Source organism: Pseudomonas sp. GL-B-26, from assembly GCF_019947405.1.
Classification (GTDB): Bacteria; Pseudomonadota; Gammaproteobacteria; order Pseudomonadales; family Pseudomonadaceae; genus Aquipseudomonas.
The window spans coordinates 158,743-176,666 of sequence record NZ_JAGYGJ010000006.1 but is presented as its reverse complement, the minus strand read 5'-3'; the positions used below and the strand labels follow the sequence as shown (position 1 = coordinate 176,666).

At 58.1% G+C, this 17,924-nt stretch carries 20 protein-coding genes and 1 tRNA gene; 4 read left to right on the top strand and 17 right to left on the bottom strand.

The features are described from left to right. Window positions 1-123 precede the first annotated feature (123 nt). The 4 genes from KGB23_RS06280 (at window position 124) to KGB23_RS06265 (ending at window position 3,864) form a co-directional block, all read left to right on the top strand. A complete protein-coding gene (locus KGB23_RS06280; protein ID WP_095132678.1) occupies window positions 124-1,500 on the top strand; it encodes an L-serine ammonia-lyase in 1,377 nt (458 codons plus the stop codon). A gap of 38 nt (window positions 1,501-1,538) precedes the next feature. Beyond that, on the top strand, window positions 1,539-2,663 hold the full coding sequence (gene gcvT / locus KGB23_RS06275; protein ID WP_223430317.1) for a glycine cleavage system aminomethyltransferase GcvT: 1,125 nt from the start codon (window positions 1,539-1,541) through the stop codon (window positions 2,661-2,663). A 403-nt stretch (window positions 2,664-3,066) separates the two neighbouring features. Further along, a complete protein-coding gene (locus KGB23_RS06270; protein WP_003175786.1) occupies window positions 3,067-3,279 on the top strand; it encodes a cold-shock protein in 213 nt (70 codons plus the stop codon). 96 nt (window positions 3,280-3,375) lie between these two features. Next, window positions 3,376-3,864: an RDD family protein gene (locus KGB23_RS06265; RefSeq protein ID WP_150658528.1), complete on the top strand. Its 489-nt coding sequence runs from the start codon at window positions 3,376-3,378 to the stop codon at window positions 3,862-3,864. 63 nt (window positions 3,865-3,927) lie between these two features. Here KGB23_RS06265 and nadA read toward each other — a convergent pair whose 3' ends face one another. From nadA to KGB23_RS06180, 17 genes are all read right to left on the bottom strand, one after another. Then, on the bottom strand, window positions 3,928-4,986 hold the full coding sequence (nadA, locus tag KGB23_RS06260; RefSeq protein ID WP_223430316.1) for a quinolinate synthase NadA: 1,059 nt from the start codon (window positions 4,984-4,986) through the stop codon (window positions 3,928-3,930). Window positions 4,987-5,257: 271 nt separating this feature from the next. Further along, window positions 5,258-5,333 (bottom strand) — tRNA-Lys (locus tag KGB23_RS06255). Between the two features lie 63 nt (window positions 5,334-5,396). After that, the gene (gene queC, locus KGB23_RS06250) at window positions 5,397-6,089 is read right to left on the bottom strand and encodes a 7-cyano-7-deazaguanine synthase QueC (protein WP_046049656.1); all 693 of its coding nucleotides are present in this window, start codon (window positions 6,087-6,089) and stop codon (window positions 5,397-5,399) included. A gap of 1 nt (window position 6,090) precedes the next feature. Continuing rightward, complete coding sequence (queE, locus tag KGB23_RS06245) at window positions 6,091-6,738, bottom strand: 7-carboxy-7-deazaguanine synthase QueE (protein WP_129437837.1); 648 nt, start codon at window positions 6,736-6,738, stop codon at window positions 6,091-6,093. A gap of 167 nt (window positions 6,739-6,905) precedes the next feature. Then, complete coding sequence (gene ybgF, locus KGB23_RS06240; RefSeq protein WP_223430315.1) at window positions 6,906-7,745, bottom strand: tol-pal system protein YbgF; 840 nt, start codon at window positions 7,743-7,745, stop codon at window positions 6,906-6,908. 6 nt (window positions 7,746-7,751) lie between these two features. Beyond that, window positions 7,752-8,249 carry a peptidoglycan-associated lipoprotein Pal gene (gene pal, locus KGB23_RS06235; RefSeq protein WP_003178634.1) on the bottom strand — a complete coding sequence of 166 codons (498 nt, stop codon included), beginning with the start codon at window positions 8,247-8,249 and terminating at the stop codon, window positions 7,752-7,754. A 52-nt stretch (window positions 8,250-8,301) separates the two neighbouring features. Continuing rightward, the gene (gene tolB, locus KGB23_RS06230; RefSeq protein ID WP_166675809.1) at window positions 8,302-9,582 is read right to left on the bottom strand and encodes a Tol-Pal system beta propeller repeat protein TolB; all 1,281 of its coding nucleotides are present in this window, start codon (window positions 9,580-9,582) and stop codon (window positions 8,302-8,304) included. Window positions 9,583-9,599: 17 nt separating this feature from the next. After that, window positions 9,600-10,679, bottom strand: coding sequence for a cell envelope integrity protein TolA (gene tolA, locus KGB23_RS06225; protein WP_223430314.1), 1,080 nt, complete (start codon window positions 10,677-10,679; stop codon window positions 9,600-9,602). Then, entirely contained in the window at window positions 10,679-11,131 is a 453-nt protein-coding gene (gene tolR, locus KGB23_RS06220) for a protein TolR (protein WP_161807482.1), read from the bottom strand. The genes tolA and tolR overlap by 1 nt, the downstream gene beginning before the upstream one ends. A gap of 23 nt (window positions 11,132-11,154) precedes the next feature. Next, on the bottom strand, window positions 11,155-11,850 hold the full coding sequence (tolQ, locus tag KGB23_RS06215) for a protein TolQ (RefSeq protein ID WP_008147369.1): 696 nt from the start codon (window positions 11,848-11,850) through the stop codon (window positions 11,155-11,157). Further along, window positions 11,840-12,307 (bottom strand): tol-pal system-associated acyl-CoA thioesterase, encoded by a 468-nt coding sequence (gene ybgC, locus KGB23_RS06210; protein ID WP_084318967.1) that lies wholly within the window; start codon window positions 12,305-12,307, stop codon window positions 11,840-11,842. The genes tolQ and ybgC overlap by 11 nt, the downstream gene beginning before the upstream one ends. A 127-nt stretch (window positions 12,308-12,434) precedes the next feature. Then, window positions 12,435-13,496 carry a Holliday junction branch migration DNA helicase RuvB gene (gene ruvB, locus KGB23_RS06205; protein ID WP_046049660.1) on the bottom strand — a complete coding sequence of 354 codons (1,062 nt, stop codon included), beginning with the start codon at window positions 13,494-13,496 and terminating at the stop codon, window positions 12,435-12,437. Next, window positions 13,497-14,111, bottom strand: coding sequence for a Holliday junction branch migration protein RuvA (gene ruvA / locus KGB23_RS06200; protein WP_046049661.1), 615 nt, complete (start codon window positions 14,109-14,111; stop codon window positions 13,497-13,499). A 114-nt stretch (window positions 14,112-14,225) separates the two neighbouring features. Continuing rightward, window positions 14,226-14,750 carry a crossover junction endodeoxyribonuclease RuvC gene (ruvC, locus tag KGB23_RS06195; protein ID WP_008147379.1) on the bottom strand — a complete coding sequence of 175 codons (525 nt, stop codon included), beginning with the start codon at window positions 14,748-14,750 and terminating at the stop codon, window positions 14,226-14,228. Between the two features lie 158 nt (window positions 14,751-14,908). Further along, window positions 14,909-15,655, bottom strand: coding sequence for a YebC/PmpR family DNA-binding transcriptional regulator (locus KGB23_RS06190; protein ID WP_056741401.1), 747 nt, complete (start codon window positions 15,653-15,655; stop codon window positions 14,909-14,911). A 123-nt stretch (window positions 15,656-15,778) separates the two neighbouring features. Then, window positions 15,779-17,554 carry an aspartate--tRNA ligase gene (gene aspS / locus KGB23_RS06185; protein WP_223430313.1) on the bottom strand — a complete coding sequence of 592 codons (1,776 nt, stop codon included), beginning with the start codon at window positions 17,552-17,554 and terminating at the stop codon, window positions 15,779-15,781. A gap of 122 nt (window positions 17,555-17,676) precedes the next feature. Further along, window positions 17,677-17,898 carry an FmdB family zinc ribbon protein gene (locus KGB23_RS06180; protein ID WP_010457489.1) on the bottom strand — a complete coding sequence of 74 codons (222 nt, stop codon included), beginning with the start codon at window positions 17,896-17,898 and terminating at the stop codon, window positions 17,677-17,679. Window positions 17,899-17,924: the final 26 nt, after the last annotated feature.

Here is a 17,924-nt window from a genome sequence, read left to right as displayed (position 1 = left end):
GCGGTGGATCAGTCACCCTCAATGTTGCCTGACCCACCGCATTCGCGAGCAAGCCCGCTCCCACAGGGGTCCGTGCAAAACCCAGATTCCGCCATTCCTATAACAAGAAACCGGAGAACAACCATGTCGTTAAGCGTGTTCGACCTGTTCAAAATTGGCATCGGCCCCTCCAGCTCCCACACCGTCGGCCCGATGCGTGCTGCGGCACGTTTCGCTGAAGGTCTGCGTCGTGAAGGACTGCTGGCCGCGACCACCTGCGTCAAAGTCGAGCTCTACGGCTCACTCGGCGCCACCGGTAAAGGCCACGGCAGCGACAAGGCTGTGTTGCTGGGCCTGGAAGGCGAACACCCGGATACCGTGAACACCGAAACCGTCGCCGCCCGTCTGCAAGAGATTCGCGGCAATGGTCGCTTGAACCTGCTCGGCGAACACAGCATTGCGTTCAACGAGAAAGAACATTTGGCGATGATCCGCAAACCGTTGGCCTATCACCCCAACGGCATGATCTTTCGCGCCTTCGATGCGGCAGGCATACAAATCCGCAGCCGCGAGTACTACTCGGTCGGCGGTGGTTTTGTGGTCGATGAAGACGCCGCCGGCGCTGACCGTATCGTCGAAGACGCCACACCACTGACCTTCCCGTTCAAAAGCGCCAAGGACTTGCTCGGTCACTGCGCCACCTATGGTCTGTCGATCAGCCAGGTGATGCTGACCAACGAAAGTGCCTGGCGCCCGGAAGCGGAAACCCGCGCCGGCCTGCTGAAAATCTGGCAAGTGATGCAGGACTGCGTCGACGCCGGTTGTCGTAACGAAGGCATCCTTCCTGGTGGTTTGAAGGTCAAACGCCGGGCGGCCGCGCTGCATCGACAACTGTGCAAAAACCCGGAATCGTCTCTGCGCGATCCGCTGTCGGTGCTGGACTGGGTCAACCTCTACGCCTTGGCGGTCAACGAAGAAAACGCCAACGGCGGGCGCGTGGTGACCGCGCCTACGAACGGTGCGGCAGGGATCGTCCCCGCTGTTTTGCATTACTACATGCGCTTCATCCCCGGCGCCAACGAAGACGGCGTCGTGCGTTTTCTGCTGACCGCCGCCGCGATCGGCATTCTCTATAAAGAAAACGCCTCGATTTCCGGCGCAGAAGTCGGCTGTCAGGGTGAAGTCGGCGTGGCGTGCTCCATGGCCGCCGGCGCCCTGTGCGAAGTTCTCGGCGGCACCGTACAGCAAGTGGAAAACGCCGCGGAAATCGGCATGGAACACAACCTCGGCCTGACCTGCGACCCGATTGGCGGGCTGGTGCAAGTGCCTTGCATCGAGCGCAACGCCATGGGCTCGGTCAAGGCGATCAATGCGGTGCGCATGGCCCTGCGCGGCGACGGTCAGCACTTCGTCTCCCTCGACAAAGTCATCCGCACCATGCGCCAGACCGGCGCCGACATGAAAAGCAAATACAAGGAAACCGCCCGTGGCGGTTTGGCGGTCAACATTATCGAGTGCTGATGTTTACGCACATCTGCACACTTTTTCAGGAGCTGAATATGTCCACCGAACAACTGTCGAAAACCCCGCTGCACGCACTGCACATCGAACTCGGCGCCCGCATGGTGCCGTTTGCCGGCTACGACATGCCGGTGCAATACCCGCTGGGCGTGATGAAAGAACACCAGCACACCCGCGATCAGGCCGGGCTGTTCGATGTCTCGCACATGGGCCAGATCCGCTTGACCGGCGCCAATGCCGCCAAGGCGCTGGAAAGCCTGGTGCCGGTCGACATCATCGACCTGCCGGTGGGCATGCAGCGTTACGCGATGTTCACCAACGAGACCGGCGGCATCCTCGACGACCTGATGGTCGCCAACCTGGGTAACGACGAACTGTTCCTGGTGGTCAACGCCGCCTGCAAGGACCAGGACCTGGCGCATCTGCGCAAACACATCGGCGACCAGTGCACGATCGAGCCGCTGTTTGAAGAACGCGCCCTGCTGGCGCTGCAAGGTCCGGCTGCCGTCACCGTACTCGCGCGCCTGGCACCTGAAGTGGCGAAGATGACCTTCATGCAATTCGCCCGCGTAAAACTGCTGGGTGTGGACTGCTTTGTCAGCCGTTCGGGTTACACCGGTGAAGACGGTTACGAAATCTCCGTGCCGGCCGCCGATACCGAAGCCCTGGCTCGCGCCCTGCTGGCCGAACCTGAAGTGGCGGCCATCGGCCTTGGCGCTCGTGACTCACTGCGCCTGGAAGCCGGCCTGTGCCTCTACGGCCACGACATGAACACCGAGACCACCCCGATCGAAGCCAGCCTGCTGTGGGCCATCTCCAAGCCTCGTCGCGCTGATGGCGCACGTGCCGGCGGCTTCCCTGGCGCAGAAACCGTGTTCGGACAGCAACAAGCCGGTGTCAGCCGCAAGCGCGTTGGCCTGTTGCCTCAGGAACGCACGCCGGTGCGCGAAGGTGCAGAGATCGTCAATGAAGCAGGCGACATCATTGGCGCGGTTTGCAGCGGTGGCTTCGGTCCGACCTTGGGCGGCCCCTTGGCGATGGGTTACGTCGACAGTGCTTATATCGCTCTCGATACGCCGGTATGGGCGATTGTTCGTGGGAAAAAGGTGCCTTTGCTTGTAAGCAAAATGCCATTTGTTCCACAACGCTACTACCGCGGCTGATTGACTGTTTCTATAAGTAACGCGGTTGCGTTAACAGCGCACTAATGTGTAACGCAACCGCCATAAAACAGTGCACCACTTTACCTGTCAGCTTCGTTTATGAACGTTGCTTATAACGATCGAAAACAATTGAACACGGCGATTGCATAAGCCAACACTAGTTGCGGCATAAACGCCCCGACGCGAGCAAATCCGGGCCCTCCACAGGGCTTGTTTTTTCTCCCGTAGTTGGCGTAGAGTTTGTTCACTGTGTTTGCATGGGTCGCTTGGAATCGTGACCTGGGCAGTAGCCTACAAGTTAGCTACATCCCGTTCGACGTCTTCTTACTCTCCTGCAACCAGCCCCAGTACTCTTTCACAAGAAGGAGGCTGTCATTAATTTTTGCGTCAAAGGAAATAAGAAATGTCCCAACGTCAGAGCGGTACCGTCAAGTGGTTTAACGACGAGAAAGGTTTTGGTTTTATCACTCCAGAAAGCGGTCCGGATCTGTTCGTGCATTTCCGCGCTATTCAGGGCAACGGCTTCAAGAGCCTGAAAGAAGGCCAGAAAGTGACTTTCGTTGCTGTGCAAGGCCAGAAAGGCATGCAGGCTGACGAAGTACAAGCAGAAGCCTGATCTTCTGTAACGAAAAAGCCCCTGATGCTGACATCAGGGGCTTTTTTGTGCGCGTAAATCCGTAAAATGGCTTCTTTTTTCCGTCCAGAGGCTGCCATGTCGAAACACCTGCTCAACCCCCAGGGCGACTTTCCCGCCGCCACCCTGGGCCGTCGCCTGGCAGCGATGTTCTATGACTTCTTGTTGTGTACCGCCCTGCTGATCGTCACCAGCGGCATTTACAAGATGATCCAGATGGCGATCATCGGCGAAGACAAGATGCGCACCCTGACAGAAGCCGGCGCGCTGGACGGCGATCCACTGCTATCAACGGTGCTGCTGTTTGTTTTGTTCGGCTTCTTCGCCAAGTTCTGGACCTGGTCCGGCCAGACCCTGGGTATGCAGGTCTGGTGCATACGCGTGCAAAACGCCGACGGCTCATCCATCAGCCTGTGGCAGGCGTTGCTGCGCTTTGTGGTGTCGATCGCGTCCTTGCTGTGCGTCGGCCTGGGTTTCTTCTGGTCGCTGTTTGATAAACAGAAACGCAGCTGGCATGACATCTACTCCAATACCCAGCTTGTGCGGATTCCAAAGAAAACCAAGTAATCCAGCAGATGCAAAAACGCCCCGATCAAATCGGGGCGTTTTTTTTGGCTCACTGTCGGCGAATCAGGCGTTGCCGGCCAATTTCATCCGCGCCGCCTGGGTGAAGTCGAGCATGCGCTTGAGCGGCCGAATCGCTTGCGGAATCAGCGCTGGATCGACAAAGATCTCGTTAGTCCCTTCCTTCAAGCTCTTCAGCGTGCGCTCAAGGGTATTCATCGCCATCCACGGGCAATGTGCGCAACTGCGGCATGCTGCGCCGTTACCGGCCGTTGGTGCTTCGATGAAGACCTTGTCCGGGCACAGCTGCTGCATCTTGTAGAAGATGCCGCGATCAGTGGCGACGATAAAGGTCTTGTTTGGCAGGCTCTGCGCTGCCGCAATCAACTGACTGGTGGAGCCGACGGCATCCGCCAACTCGATCACCGACGTCGGCGACTCTGGGTGCACCAGAATCGCTGCGTCAGGGTACAGCGCCTTCATGTCTTCGAGTTGCTTGGACTTGAACTCTTCGTGAACGATGCAGGCACCGTCCCACAGCAGCATGTCTGCACCGGTCTGGCGCTGGATGTAGGTGCCCAGGTGTTTGTCCGGGCCCCAGATGATGGTTTCGCCGTTATCCATCAGGCTTTCGACGATCTCCAGCGCACAGCTTGAAGTCACCACCCAATCCGCCCGGGCTTTGACCGCCGCCGACGTGTTGGCATAAACCACCACGGTACGTTCCGGGTGCTGATCACAGAACGCCGAGAACTCGTCCACCGGGCAACCCAGGTCCAGCGAGCAGGTCGCTTCCAGGGTCGGCATCAGGATGCGTTTTTCAGGGTTGAGGATTTTGGCGGTCTCGCCCATGAACTTCACACCGGCGACCACCACGGTCTTGGCCGGGTGAGCACTGCCGAAGCGAGCCATCTCCAGCGAGTCGGAGACGCAACCACCGGTTTCTTCGGCCAGGGCCTGAATGACCGGATCGCAATAGAAGTGAGCAACCAGCACCGCGTTCTGAGCCTTGAGCTCGGCAGCGATGGCGGCACGGTAATAGGCCTCTTCCTCGGCAGTCAGCGGCTTGGGCTGTTTGGCGTCGAGGTGGGCTTGAACCAGAAGGCGTTCGGAAATCTGCGTCATGTTCGCAAGACCTGCAGGCGCTTTCGCGCGAAAGTCGAGTATACACCCGGCTCCGACCCCTTCAGGGTACCGCCGGGAAAGTGAGTATCATCAGGCACGGACAACGTTGAAGCTGCGCAAGGCTACAGAATATCCCGTGGATGCAAAAGATGATTCTGACCTGCGTCACGGGCTGCAGCCCGGAACCGGGCAAGCTCAAATCGCGAGCAAAAAAAAATCCGGAAATCCTCACTTGCGTGGGCCTTCCAGACTTTTAAAACTGCTACAAAAATGGTGGGTCGTGTGGGATTCGAACCTACGACCAATTGGTTAAAAGCCAACTGCTCTACCAACTGAGCTAACGACCCGCTGTGTGGTGGCGCGTATAATACTGATTTTTAAGGACTATTCAACACCTAATTTGAAATAAATCAAAAATAAGGTGTTGGGTCGCTGATTCCGGCCGCCGCGAAGCCTTCTGCACGCAGGCGGCAGCTGTCGCATTTGCCGCATGCACGGCCGTTATCGTCGGCCTGATAGCAGGAAACAGTCAGCCCGTAATCAACACCCAGCTTCACGCCTGCCTGGACGATCTGTGCCTTGCTCAGGTTCTGCAGTGGCGCCTGAATACGGAAACCATTGCCTTCTACACCGGCCTTGGTCGCCAGATTGGCCATGCGCTCGAAGGACTCGATGAACTCGGGACGGCAGTCCGGGTAACCGGAGTAATCCACCGCGTTGACACCGATGAAGATGTCGCGGGCACCGAGCACTTCAGCCCAGCCCAACGCCAGCGACAGGAATACCGTGTTGCGCGCCGGCACGTAAGTGACTGGAATGCCCTCCCCCAGCTCCTCCGGAATGTCGATGCTGCTGTCAGTCAGTGCGGAGCCGCCCATACCGTTCAGGTTGAGACCGATCACCTTATGCTCGACCACACCCAGGTCACGGGCAACGCGTGCAGCGGCGTGCAACTCTGCTTGAGACCGCTGACCGTAATCGAAGCTCATGGTGTAGCAGCTGTAACCTTCAGCACGAGCCATCGCCACGACGGTCGCCGAGTCGAGGCCGCCGGACAGCAAGATGACTGCACGTTTTTCTGTAGTGTTCAGTTGTTCAGTCATTTCAGCGCCCCGGCTCGTCATTCCACAGATATTTATGCAACTGCAATTGCAGACGCACTGGCAGGTTGTCCGCCACCACCCAGTCAGCCAGATCCCGAGCATTAAGGTCATGGTGACTTGGCGAGAACAGGACTTCACCCGCTCGCTGATCCAGACCGTACTGGATCAGCTTGGACACAGCCCAGTCATAGTCTTCCCGCGAGCAGATGACAAACTTCACCTGATCGTTGCGCGTGAGCAGTTCGATGTTCTCGTAGCGGTTGCGGTGGGCTTCTTTCGAGCCTGGGGTTTTCAAGTCGACAACGCGACTGACCCGAGGATCGACCGCCGAGATATCCAGGGCACCGCTGGTTTCCAGCGAGACCTCGTAACCGGCGTCACACAACTGCTTGAGCAATGGGATAGCGTTGGGTTGTGCCAGCGGCTCGCCGCCGGTGACACAGACGTAACGCGGACGAAAGCCGGCCACTTGCTCAAGAATGTCGTCGAGCGTGCGAATGGTGCCGCCAGTGAATGCATAAGCGCTGTCGCAGTATTGGCAACGCAATGGGCAACCGGTCAGGCGCACAAAAACAGTGGGCAGCCCGGCAGTCCGCGTTTCACCCTGCAACGAGTAGAAAACTTCGGTGATTCTCAATGTGTCTTGCATAGTCGCCACGGGCATAACAGCTAAACAGGCTGTCCGCCTCCGTCAGGCACTTCAAGGAACCCCGCCACCGCGTAGATCCCAAAAAGCGTGTTTCATAAAAAGGGCGTGAATTCTAACGAAAAAACCCGCGACAAGCGCGGGTTTCTTCAAAACGGGTCAAGCTGCCCTTACATTTTTTGCAGATCACGCTGGGCCAGCTGAGCGGCGGAAGTGCCCGGATATTGGGACACAACCTGTTGCAGAATGCCTTTGACCTTGTCGGGATGACCGAGGCGGCGTTCTACATCAGCGAGCTTGTACAGCGAGTCAGGCACTTTTGGATGCTTGGGATACAGTTGCGAAACCTTGGCAAAAGCCTGACCTGCACCTTGCAGATCGCCTTTGGCCAAATTCACTTCGCCCAACCAGTACTGGGCATTACCCGCGTACTGACTGTTCGGGTACTTGCGCAGGAATGCGGCAAAAGCCTGGCTGGCCTTGTCGAAATCCTTGGCTTTGATCAGGTCGAAGGCTGCATCGTAATACAGTTTTTCCTTCGCCGGATCAGCCGGTTCGCTACCCGCGGCAGGTGCTTGAGCGGCTGCCGCTCCTGCGGCTGCGCCCGCTGCTGCACCGGGGGCATTCAAACTGCCACCGGTGGAAGAATTATCAGGAGTCGCGGCTGGTGCAACGCCGGTTCCTATGCGCCGATCAAGATCCTGATATCGCTCCAGGTTCTCTTGCTTCATGCGCGCTACATCATTTTGCAGAACTTCGATGATGCCTTGTTGGCGCGATATCTGCTCCTGCATTGATTGCAGTTGGTTGAACAGCTCGCCCTGTGCCGAGACAGGGGCCGAAACCCCTCCCCCGGCATAGGCGCCGTTCGTACCGTAACCCGCAGGCGGATTACTAGTCCCGCTATTGTTATAGCCGGAGTCGTTATCGACCACAGGAACCGCAGCCCACACCGCAAGCGGTGCGAGGCTGAGAGCCAAAACAGTTACAGCACGACGGCACGTTCGCATGACGAATTACTTACGCAGTTCGACGCGACGGTTTTGAGCCCAGGACTGCTCGTCGTTGCCGGTAGCAACTGGACGCTCTTCGCCGTAGGAAACCAGTTCCAGCTGAGCTGGGGAAACACCTTGCAGTACCAGGTAACGCTGAACGGCTTTCGCACGACGCTCGCCCAGTGCCATGTTGTACTCACGAGTACCACGTTCGTCGGTGTTGCCTTCCAGAACAACGCGAGCGCCGTTTGCTTTCAGGTCCTTGGCGTGAACGTCCAGAGCGCGCATGGCTTCTGGCTTCAGGTCCGAACTGTCGTATTCGAAGTAGAAAGTGGTGATTGCGCGCAGAGCAGCTTCTTCGCTCAGGGAGCCGTCAACTGCGCCAGTGTTTGCGCCGTAACCAGCGTTTGGATCTACAGCGCCTTCACCGGCATTGTCGCCGCCTTTGGACGAGCAACCTACAGCTACAGCCATGGCCAGAGCCAGCGCAGCAAATTTACCAAACTTCAGCATTTCCATCGTGAAACTCCTAATGAACCCCAATGTGTTAAGTACAACGTGTAGCGCCGCGTCAGTTCAGGTAAGGGGACCAGGAAGGTTCTCTGACTTCGCCTTGTGCGGTAGGAAGCGGGAGCCTTACGCGTCCATTAATGGACACGAGCATCAAGACTCCCCGGCCCTGCTGGCGGGTGGCGTAGATTACCATGGTGCCGTTGGGCGCAACAGTAGGCGACTCGTCCAGAGTGCTATCAGTGAGGATTTTTACGCTTCCGCGCTGCAAATCCTGGGCCGCCACCTTGAAATTAGTGAAACCTTCCTGACGATGGATCATCACCAGGGTCTTTTCGTCAGCCGAAAGCTTAGGGTTGGCGTTGTAGTTACCGATAAAGGTCACACGTTCCGCACCACCACCGCCTGCGCTGGTTTTGTAGATCTGCGGCTTGCCGCCACGGTCAGAGGTGAAATAGATGGTCGAACCATCTTTACCCCAGAACGGTTCAGTGTTGATGCCAGGACCGTTAGTGACACGCGTGATCTGACGCGAACCCAGGTTCATCACGTAGATGTCCGGGTTACCGTCTTTCGACAGTACGAATGCCAGACGATTGCCATCAGGCGACCATGCTGGCGCGCCATTCAGGCCTTCGAAGTTGGTGATCTGCTCACGGCGACCGGTGTCGATGTTCTGCATGAAGATACGCGGACGCTTCTGCTCGAACGACACATAAGCGATGCGCTTGCCGTCCGGTGCGAAACGCGGCGACAGGATCGGCTCGCGCGATTGCAGCAGGGTCACGGCACGGGCACCGTCATAGTCCGAACGTTGCAGCGTGTAGCGAGTGTTCTTCTCGGAGAAACGCTCAGCCGTCACGTACAGCAGACGAGTCGAGAACGCACCTTTGATACCGGTGAGTTTTTCGAACGACTGGTCCGCAATGTAGTGCGACATGTCGCGCAGTTGATCGACGCTACCCGACACGCTGCCGGTCAGCACTTGCTGCTCGGTGGCGACGTTGAACAGTGCATATTGGACCTGCAGGCGACCGCCCGCAGGAGCAATGCTGCCGACCATGACGTACTGGGCGCCCAGCGCCTTGAAGTCACGGAAGATGATTTCGCTGGCCTGGCTTGGCTGGCTGATCATGTTCTGTTTTGGAATCGGCGAGTAGTAACCCGAGTTGCGCAGGTCGTTACCGATGATTTCGGCCATGTCGTCCGGCAGCACGCTGCCGCCCTGGTTGCCAAACGGAACGACTGCGATCGGGGTGGCCCGATCACTGCCGCTGGTGACCAGAATGTTTTTTTCATCGGCTGCCGCTATCCCTGCCATGCAGCAGATAACGACAAGCATTCCTCGAAGAAGGTTTCTCACAAGGCTAGATCCTCAGGTGTGAATGTCATCTTGAATGAACGATACGGAGCGAAATCGCTCGGCTTCATTCCCTGCATTTCTGTCAAACGTCCAATATTCTTCACCGCTGCTACAGCCGAAGCGTCGAACGGACCATCGCCACTGGACTTGGCCACGCCGACCGAAGTCACCGTACCGTCCGGCAACATGCCGATTTGCAACACGACCGTCATGCCTTTGCGGGCCGAAGGTGGACGAGCCCAGCCTTCCGCTGCACGAGCACGGATCAGATCATCGAAACTACCGGCGACTTCGTCACCCTGCTCATCCGCCAAGGCCTGCTGACGCTGCGGCGTGTCGGAAAGCAAATCTGCCAGGGCCTGAGCCTTTTTCTCTTCGGCGGACTTACGCGACGCTTCCTGCGATTTTTTCTTCGCAGCATCGGCAGCAGCTTTCTTCTTCGCGTCTTCCGCGACTTTCTTCTTCGCGTCTTCAGCTTCAGATTTCTTCTTGGCGTCTTCCGCGGCTTTCTTCTTCGCGTCTTCGACGATCTTTTTCTTCGCTTCTTCAGCGGCCGCTTTCTTGGCCTCTTCTTCAGCTGCTTTCTTGGCTTCTTCTTCAGACTTCTTCTTGGCTATATCAGCCAATTGTTTCTCTTCGGCCTTTTTGGCTTCGGCGGTCTTCTTCGCTTCATCGGCTTTCTTGGCTTCATCAGCCTTTTTAGCCTCTTCCGCTTTCTTCGTCTCGTCGGCCTTTTTGGATTCTTCGGCTTTTTGAGCCGCATCTTCCTTCTTTTGTTCCGCGGCCTTGATCGCTTCCTGCTCGATCTTTTTCTGTTCCATCTGTTCGACTTCGGTCTGGCGCGCAGCAGATTTCTGCGCCTCACCCGCAATCTTCTGATTGGTCTGGGTGGTCGCCCGACTTTTCGATTTCAGCTGGTACAGGGTCGCCTGCACGATCGGCTTGGCCGGCGGCAGTTCGGGCGTGAAGGCGAAACTGACAAACAGCATGCCGAAAACCAGCACGTGCAAGACAAGCGCCCAGACACTAGGCCAGAAGTAGCTTTCCGAGGCGGACGGCTCTCGCATTTGCTGCATCAGGGTGCCTCGGTAATCAAGCCAACATTACCGACCCCGGCTTTCTGCAACCCGCCCATGGCGCCCATGACGGAACCGTAGTCGACGGTCTTGTCGCCGCGGATGAACACCTGGGTACGCTTGCCACCTTCAGTGCCGGCGCGAATGATTTTGGTCACGGCGTCAGTCATCTGCGGCAAGGTCATGGCCTTGTCCTGTTGCTTTTCAGTGTCGACTTCGCTGCCAAGATTCCAGTAGTAGGTCTTGTCAGCCTTGATCGAAATGGTCAGGACCTGGGTGTTGTTGTCCTGCGGCAAGGCTTCACTGGAAACCTTGGGCAGATCAACTTTCACGCCCTGATTGAGCATCGGTGCGGTCACCATGAAGATGACCAGCAGCACCAACATCACGTCGATGTAAGGCACCACGTTCATCTCGGCAACCGGCTTGCGCTTTTTGCGAGCTCGAGCGATTAAAGCCATTGGAAATTACCTGCTTATTCTTCGCTGGTGTGCACTTTGCGGTGCAGGATCGCCTGGAATTCATCGGCGAAGGTGTAGTAACGGCCCAGCAGGGTTTCACTGCGAGCAGCAAAACGGTTGTAAGCGATAACGGCCGGGATGGCGGCGAACAGACCGATCGCGGTTGCAATCAGTGCCTCGGCAATACCTGGAGCCACAGTGGCCAGGGTTGCTTGCTGGGCAGTTGCCAGACCACGGAAGGAGTTCATGATCCCCCAGACGGTACCGAACAGACCGATGTACGGGCTGACGGAACCTACGGTCGCGAGGAACGGCAGGCTCTGCTCGAGCTTTTCTTCTTCGCGGGAAATGGCGACGCGCATGGCACGGGCCACGCCTTCCATGACCGCTTCCGGGTCAACGCCTGGCTGCTGGCGCAGACGGGAGAATTCCTTGAAACCGGCACGGAAGATCTGCTCTACGCCCGAATCCGGATCAGGGTTGCTGCCGGCCTGACGGTAGAGTTTGGACAGGTCGATACCCGACCAGAAGCGCTCTTCAAAGCTCTCCAGGGCACGTCGACCGGCGCGCAGCAGGTTGCTGCGCTGAAAGATCATGATCCATGAGGTCACCGATGCGGCTACCAGGATCAGCATTACCAGTTGCACCACGATACTGGCATTGCTGACCAGGCTCCACATGGAGGAATGGTCGACGACGTTAGCTTCCACGCTTTATCTCCTGCTTTGAGTGTGTACCCGCGCCGCTCACGTCGGCAAAGGCCGCACGTAGAGCTTCGGGAATGGCCCGGGGTTTTAAACTTTCAGTGCGCACACAGGCCACCAGAAACTGCCCTTCGCAGAGCAGCGCATTATCCGTGGCTCGCCTGACCTGCTGTTTGAAGCGCAGGCTGACACGGTTCAATTCGATTACTTCAGCGCTTACCAGCAGTTCGTCATCCAGTCGCGCCGGCGCGTGGTAGCGCGCTTCGCTGGAATGCACGACGAACAACAGGTCCTCGCCTGCAAGCTGGGATTGGGCAAAGCCCAGCTCCCGGAGCCGCTCGGTTCGAGCCCGTTCCATAAACTTGAGGTAATTGACGTAATACACGATGCCGCCCGCATCGGTGTCCTCGTAATAAACGCGACAACGAAGTGCGAAAGGCTCAAGCCCGTTTTGCGCGCGCATACTCTAGTGCTTACTCCTCAGGTTGCCAATCCGGCCAGGCAACTGTTTTTCATTGATTCACGGCTTTCTGGCGAAAGTACGGTCCTGAGACCGCACAAACCCCGAATAAATCAGCGCGCAAAGGTTATTAATCGTCCACGGCATCGAGGAACTCGTCTACCACGGGCATCTCGCCCAATCGTGACGGAATGTTTAAACCGAAGTGCAGGTACGCATGCCGGGTCACCACCCGCCCCCGCGGCGTACGCATGATGTAGCCCTGCTGGATCAGGTACGGCTCCAGCACGTCTTCAATGGTGTGGCGCTCTTCACTGATGGCTGCGGCGAGGCTATCGACCCCGACCGGCCCACCGTCGAACTTCTCGATCATGGTCAACAACAGACGTCGATCCTGGTGATCGAAGCCGCGCTCGTCGACATCCAGCAGGTTCAATGCCAGGTCGGCGATCGGCTTGGTGATGTGGCCCTTGGCGCGAACTTCGGCAAAATCCCGAACCCGGCGCAGCAAGCGGTTGGCGATCCGCGGCGTACCACGGGCACGGCGGGCGATTTCGAAAGCACCTTCCGGGTCCAGGGGCAAGCCGAGGATATTCGCCGAGCGACTGACAATCGTTGCCAGGTCGGCGGTGTTGTAGAACTCCAGGCGCTGGACGATGCCGAAACGGTCGCGCAGCGGATTGGTCAGCATCCCCGCCCGCGTCGTCGCACCGACCAGGGTGAACGGCGGCAGATCAAGCTTGATCGAGCGCGCGGCCGGCCCTTCGCCGATCATGATGTCGAGCTGGAAATCTTCCATGGCCGGGTACAGCACTTCTTCGACGATCGGCGAGAGCCGATGGATTTCGTCGATGAACAGCACGTCGTGTGGCTCAAGATTGGTCAGCAGCGCAGCCAGATCACCCGGACGCTCAAGCACCGGGCCCGAAGTACTCTTGATCGAAACCCCCATTTCCTGGGCGATGATGTTGGCCAGGGTGGTTTTACCCAGACCCGGCGGACCGAAAATCAGCGTGTGGTCCAGGGATTCATTGCGCCCACGGGCAGCCTGGATGAACAACTCCATTTGCTCGCGAACGGTCGGCTGGCCAATGTATTCGGCCAGGCTGACAGGACGAATCGCCCGATCCTGGACTTCCTCGCGGTCACGAGGGCCAGGTGTGGCGGTAATCAGACGATCAGCTTCAATCACTTAGATCATTCCCTTCAGGGCACGACGAATCATGTCTTCACTGCTCAAACCTTTCTCCTTGATCGCAGAAATCGCCTTGCTGGCTTCCTGCGGCTTGTAGCCCAGGGAGATCAGCGCGCTGACCGCGTCATTTTCAGCGGTGGCGACCGGCGTCGTATCTGGCCCACCCGGCTGGTTTGGTACCAACGCGAACATCGCCGGTACAGTCTCCCACGCCTTGAAGCGATCCTTGAGTTCCACCAGCAAACGCTCGGCAGTCTTCTTCCCCACGCCCGGCACCTTGGTCAGTGCCGAGGTGTCCTGGGACTGTACGCAGCGGACCAGTTCATCGACTTCCAGGCTCGACATCAGGGCCAGGGCCAGTTTCGGCCCTACACCATTGAGACGGATCAACTCGCGAAAAAAGTCTCGCTCGCGCTTGCCGAAGAAGCCATAGAGTAACTGCGCGTCTTCGCGTACGACCAAATGGGTGTGCAAGGTCAGCGGTTCACCGACCGACGGCAAGCGATACAGCGTGGTCATGGGCACTTCCAGCTCATACCCCAGACCGTTTACATCCAGAATCAGGTGCGGCGGCTGTTTCTCAGCCAGTGTGCCGCGCAAGCGTCCAATCACGTTTCAGATCCTTGAGCGTTGGCCAGAGCAGTGCTGGCGACTGACAGAACAAGGGTTTACGCCGACGACACAGGCGCAAAACCCTCGTTCCATAAAAAATGATTGCTGATGCTATCAGAGACGCAGGCGCCCGCCACGACTGCGTGCCGTACCCAAGCCATGGGGTAACAGGCTGGAACGGGTGTGAGCATGGCAAATGGCAATGGCCAGGGCGTCCGAGGCATCGATTTGCGGTTTGCTGGTCAGTTTCAACATGTGCATGACCATCATTTGCACCTGTTCTTTATTCGCCGCGCCGGTCCCGGTCACCGCCTGCTTGACCTGGGTCGCGGTGTACTCAGCGATTTCCAGGCTTTCTTCAGCGCCGGCGACGATGGCTGCGCCGCGGGCCTGGCCAAGTTTCAGCGCAGAATCGGCGTTGCGCGCCATGAAGACCTTTTCGATGCCCATGGTCACCGGGCCGTAGGTCTGGATGACTTCGCGCACGCCACGATAGACGATTTGCAGACGTTCATGCAGCTCGCCGGAACCTGTGCGAATGCAGCCCGACGCCACGTACACGCAACCACGCCCGGTATCACGCACCACGCCATAACCGGTAATGCGCGAACCGGGGTCGATACCAAGAATTAAAGTCATAACGCCTGCGGATCAAGTAAAAGCACGATATTCAATACAACGAATAACAAATGTGGGAGCGGGCTTGCTCGCGAATACGGTTTCACATTCAGCAACTATGTTGCCTAAAAATCCGCATTCGCGAGCAAGCCCGCTCCCACATTGAATATTAGTTGCCCTTAACCGAGCTGTGCGGCCACCGACTCTGGAATGTCGGCGTTGGAATACACGTTCTGCACGTCATCCAGGTCTTCAAGCATGTCGATCAGCTTGAGAACCTTCTCGGCGCCTTCCAGATCCAGTTCGGCACTGGTCGTCGGCAGCATCACGATTTCCGCGTCATCACCTTTGAAACCGGCCGCTTCCAGCGCGTTACGCACCGAGTAGAAACCGGCGAACGAGGTGAATACGTCGATGGAGCCGTCTTCGTGGGTCACCACGTCATCGGCATCGGCCTCCATCGCCGCTTCCATCAGCGCATCTTCATCGACGCCCGGCGCGAAGGAAATCTGCCCCTTGCGCTCGAACAGATAGGCCACCGAACCGTCTGTACCGAGGTTGCCGCCGCACTTGCTGAACGCGTGGCGAACAGCGGCGGCGGTGCGATTGCGGTTGTCGGTCATGCACTCGACCATCACCGCCACGCCGCCCGGGCCGTAGCCTTCGTAGCTCAGCTCGACCATGTCGTCGGTATCGGCAGCACCGGCGCCGCGGGCGACTGCGCGATCAATAATGTCGCGGCTCATGTTCGCACCGAGGGCCTTGTCCAGCGCCAGACGCAAACGCGGGTTGGAACCCGGATCACCACCGCCCTGACGGGCAGCAACGGTCAGTTCACGAATCCACTTGGTGAAAATCTTGCCCTTCTTGGCATCCTGACGTTCTTTGCGGTGCTTGATGTTCGCCCACTTGGAATGACCCGCCATATCTCGCTCCGAATTCTCTTTGAAACATTGCCCGCCACGCCATGACGCGCCAGCCGGCAAATAAAAATCTCGACCACTCTATAAAGAAAGGGCGCATCCGAAGATGCGCCCTTCTGGTCAGCCTTACTCAGCTTTAGGCGTTTCGCGCAGACGAATGTGCAGTTCGCGCAATGCCTTGGCATCTACCACACCCGGCGCCTGAGTCATGACGCAAGCGGCGCTCTGGGTTTTCGGGAAGGCGATCACTTCACGGATCGACTGGGCACCGGTCATCAGCATCACCAGACGGTCCAGACCGAAGGCCAGGCCACCGTGCGGCGGCGCGCCGTATTTCAGGGCGTCGAGCAGGAAGCCGAATTTCTCTTCCTGTTCCGCCTCACTGATACCCAGCAGACGGAACACCGACTGTTGCATTTCCTTGCGGTGGATACGGATCGAACCGCCACCCAGCTCAGTGCCGTTCAGTACCATGTCGTAGGCACGGGACAGAGCGGTCGCCGGGTTGGCTTCCAGTTCTTGCGGGGTGCACTTCGGCGCGGTGAACGGGTGGTGCAAGGCAGTGAAGCTGCCGTCGTCGTTCTCTTCGAACATCGGGAAGTCGACAACCCACATCGGTGCCCACTCGCAGGTCAGCAGGTTCAGATCGTTACCGACCTTGATCCGCAGCGCGCCCAGGGCTTCGCTGACGATCTTGGCTTTGTCGGCACCGAAGAACACGAGGTCGCCGTCAACCGCGCCAACGCGATCAAGGATCACATTGAGGTTGGCTTCAGGGATGTTCTTGACGATCGGCGATTGCAGACCTTCAACGCCTTTGGCGCGCTCGTTGACCTTGATGTACGCCAGGCCCTTGGCACCGTAGATGCCGACGAACTTGGTGTAGTCGTCGATCTGCTTGCGCGGCATGCTTGCCGCGCCTGGAACGCGCAGAGCGGCAACGCGGCATTTCGGGTCGTTGGCAGGGCCACTGAACACCTTGAAGTCGACTTCTTTCAGTTGATCGGCAACGTCAACCAGTTCCAGCGGGTTACGCAGGTCCGGCTTGTCGGAACCGTAACGACGCATGGCCTCTTCGAAGGTCATGTGCGGGAAGTCGCCGAATTCCAGATCCAGCACTTCCTTGAACAGGTTGCGGATCATTTGTTCGGTGATGCCCATGATCTCTTTTTCATCGAGGAAGCTGGTCTCGATGTCGATCTGGGTGAATTCCGGCTGACGGTCGGCGCGCAGATCTTCGTCGCGGAAGCACTTGGCGATCTGGTAGTAACGGTCGAAGCCGGCGACCATCAGCAGCTGCTTGAACAGTTGTGGCGATTGCGGCAAGGCGAAGAAGCTACCTGCGTGAGTACGGCTCGGCACCAGGTAGTCGCGAGCGCCTTCTGGCGTGGCGCGGGTCAGAATCGGCGTCTCGACATCGAGGAAGCCGTTCTCGTCCAGGAAGCGACGGATGCTGGTGGTCATGCGCGAACGCAGACGCAGCTTCTCGAGCATTTCCGGACGACGCAGGTCGATGAAGCGATAACGCAGGCGGGTTTCTTCGCCGACGTCGGAGAACTCGTTGAGCGGGAACGGCGGGGTTTCCGCTTCGTTCAATACTTCCAGCTCGTAGCCCAGCACTTCGATCATGCCCGACGCCATGTTGGCGTTGCCGGCACCGGCCGGACGCAGGCGAACCTTGCCGGTGACCTTGACCACGTACTCGCTGCGCACACGATCGGCGGCGGCGAAGGTTTCAGCGCGGTCCGGGTCGAACACCACCTGGGCCAGACCGTCACGATCACGGATATCGAGGAAAATCACCCCACCGTGGTCACGGCGACGGTGAACCCATCCGCAAAGGGTAATTTCCTGGCCTTCCAGGCTTTCGTTCAGTTGGCCGCAATAATGGCTGCGCATCATGGTAGTGGTTTCGCTTCTCGTAATTCGAAATTCGGTTGGAGACCTTGCTCATATCCTGCCCTTGTGAAAGGCGCCAGATGATGCAAGAGCTCGCACGTGTCGTTCAACTCAGGTTCAAGACCCTAGTCAGCTTTGTCGCCGCCGGCCAGATTCTTCTTGGAACCGGTCTTGAAATCGGTTTCGTACCAGCCGGTGCCGCTAAGGCGAAAGCCCGGCATGGACAGCATCTTCTTAAGCTCTGGCGCCTGGCAGGCAGGGCAGTCGACCAGCGGTGCTGCGCTGATCTTTTGAATGGCTTCCAACTGATGACCACAGGAAGCACATTGATAGTCGTACATCGGCATGGGGGTTGTCTCGGCGATCAGATTGC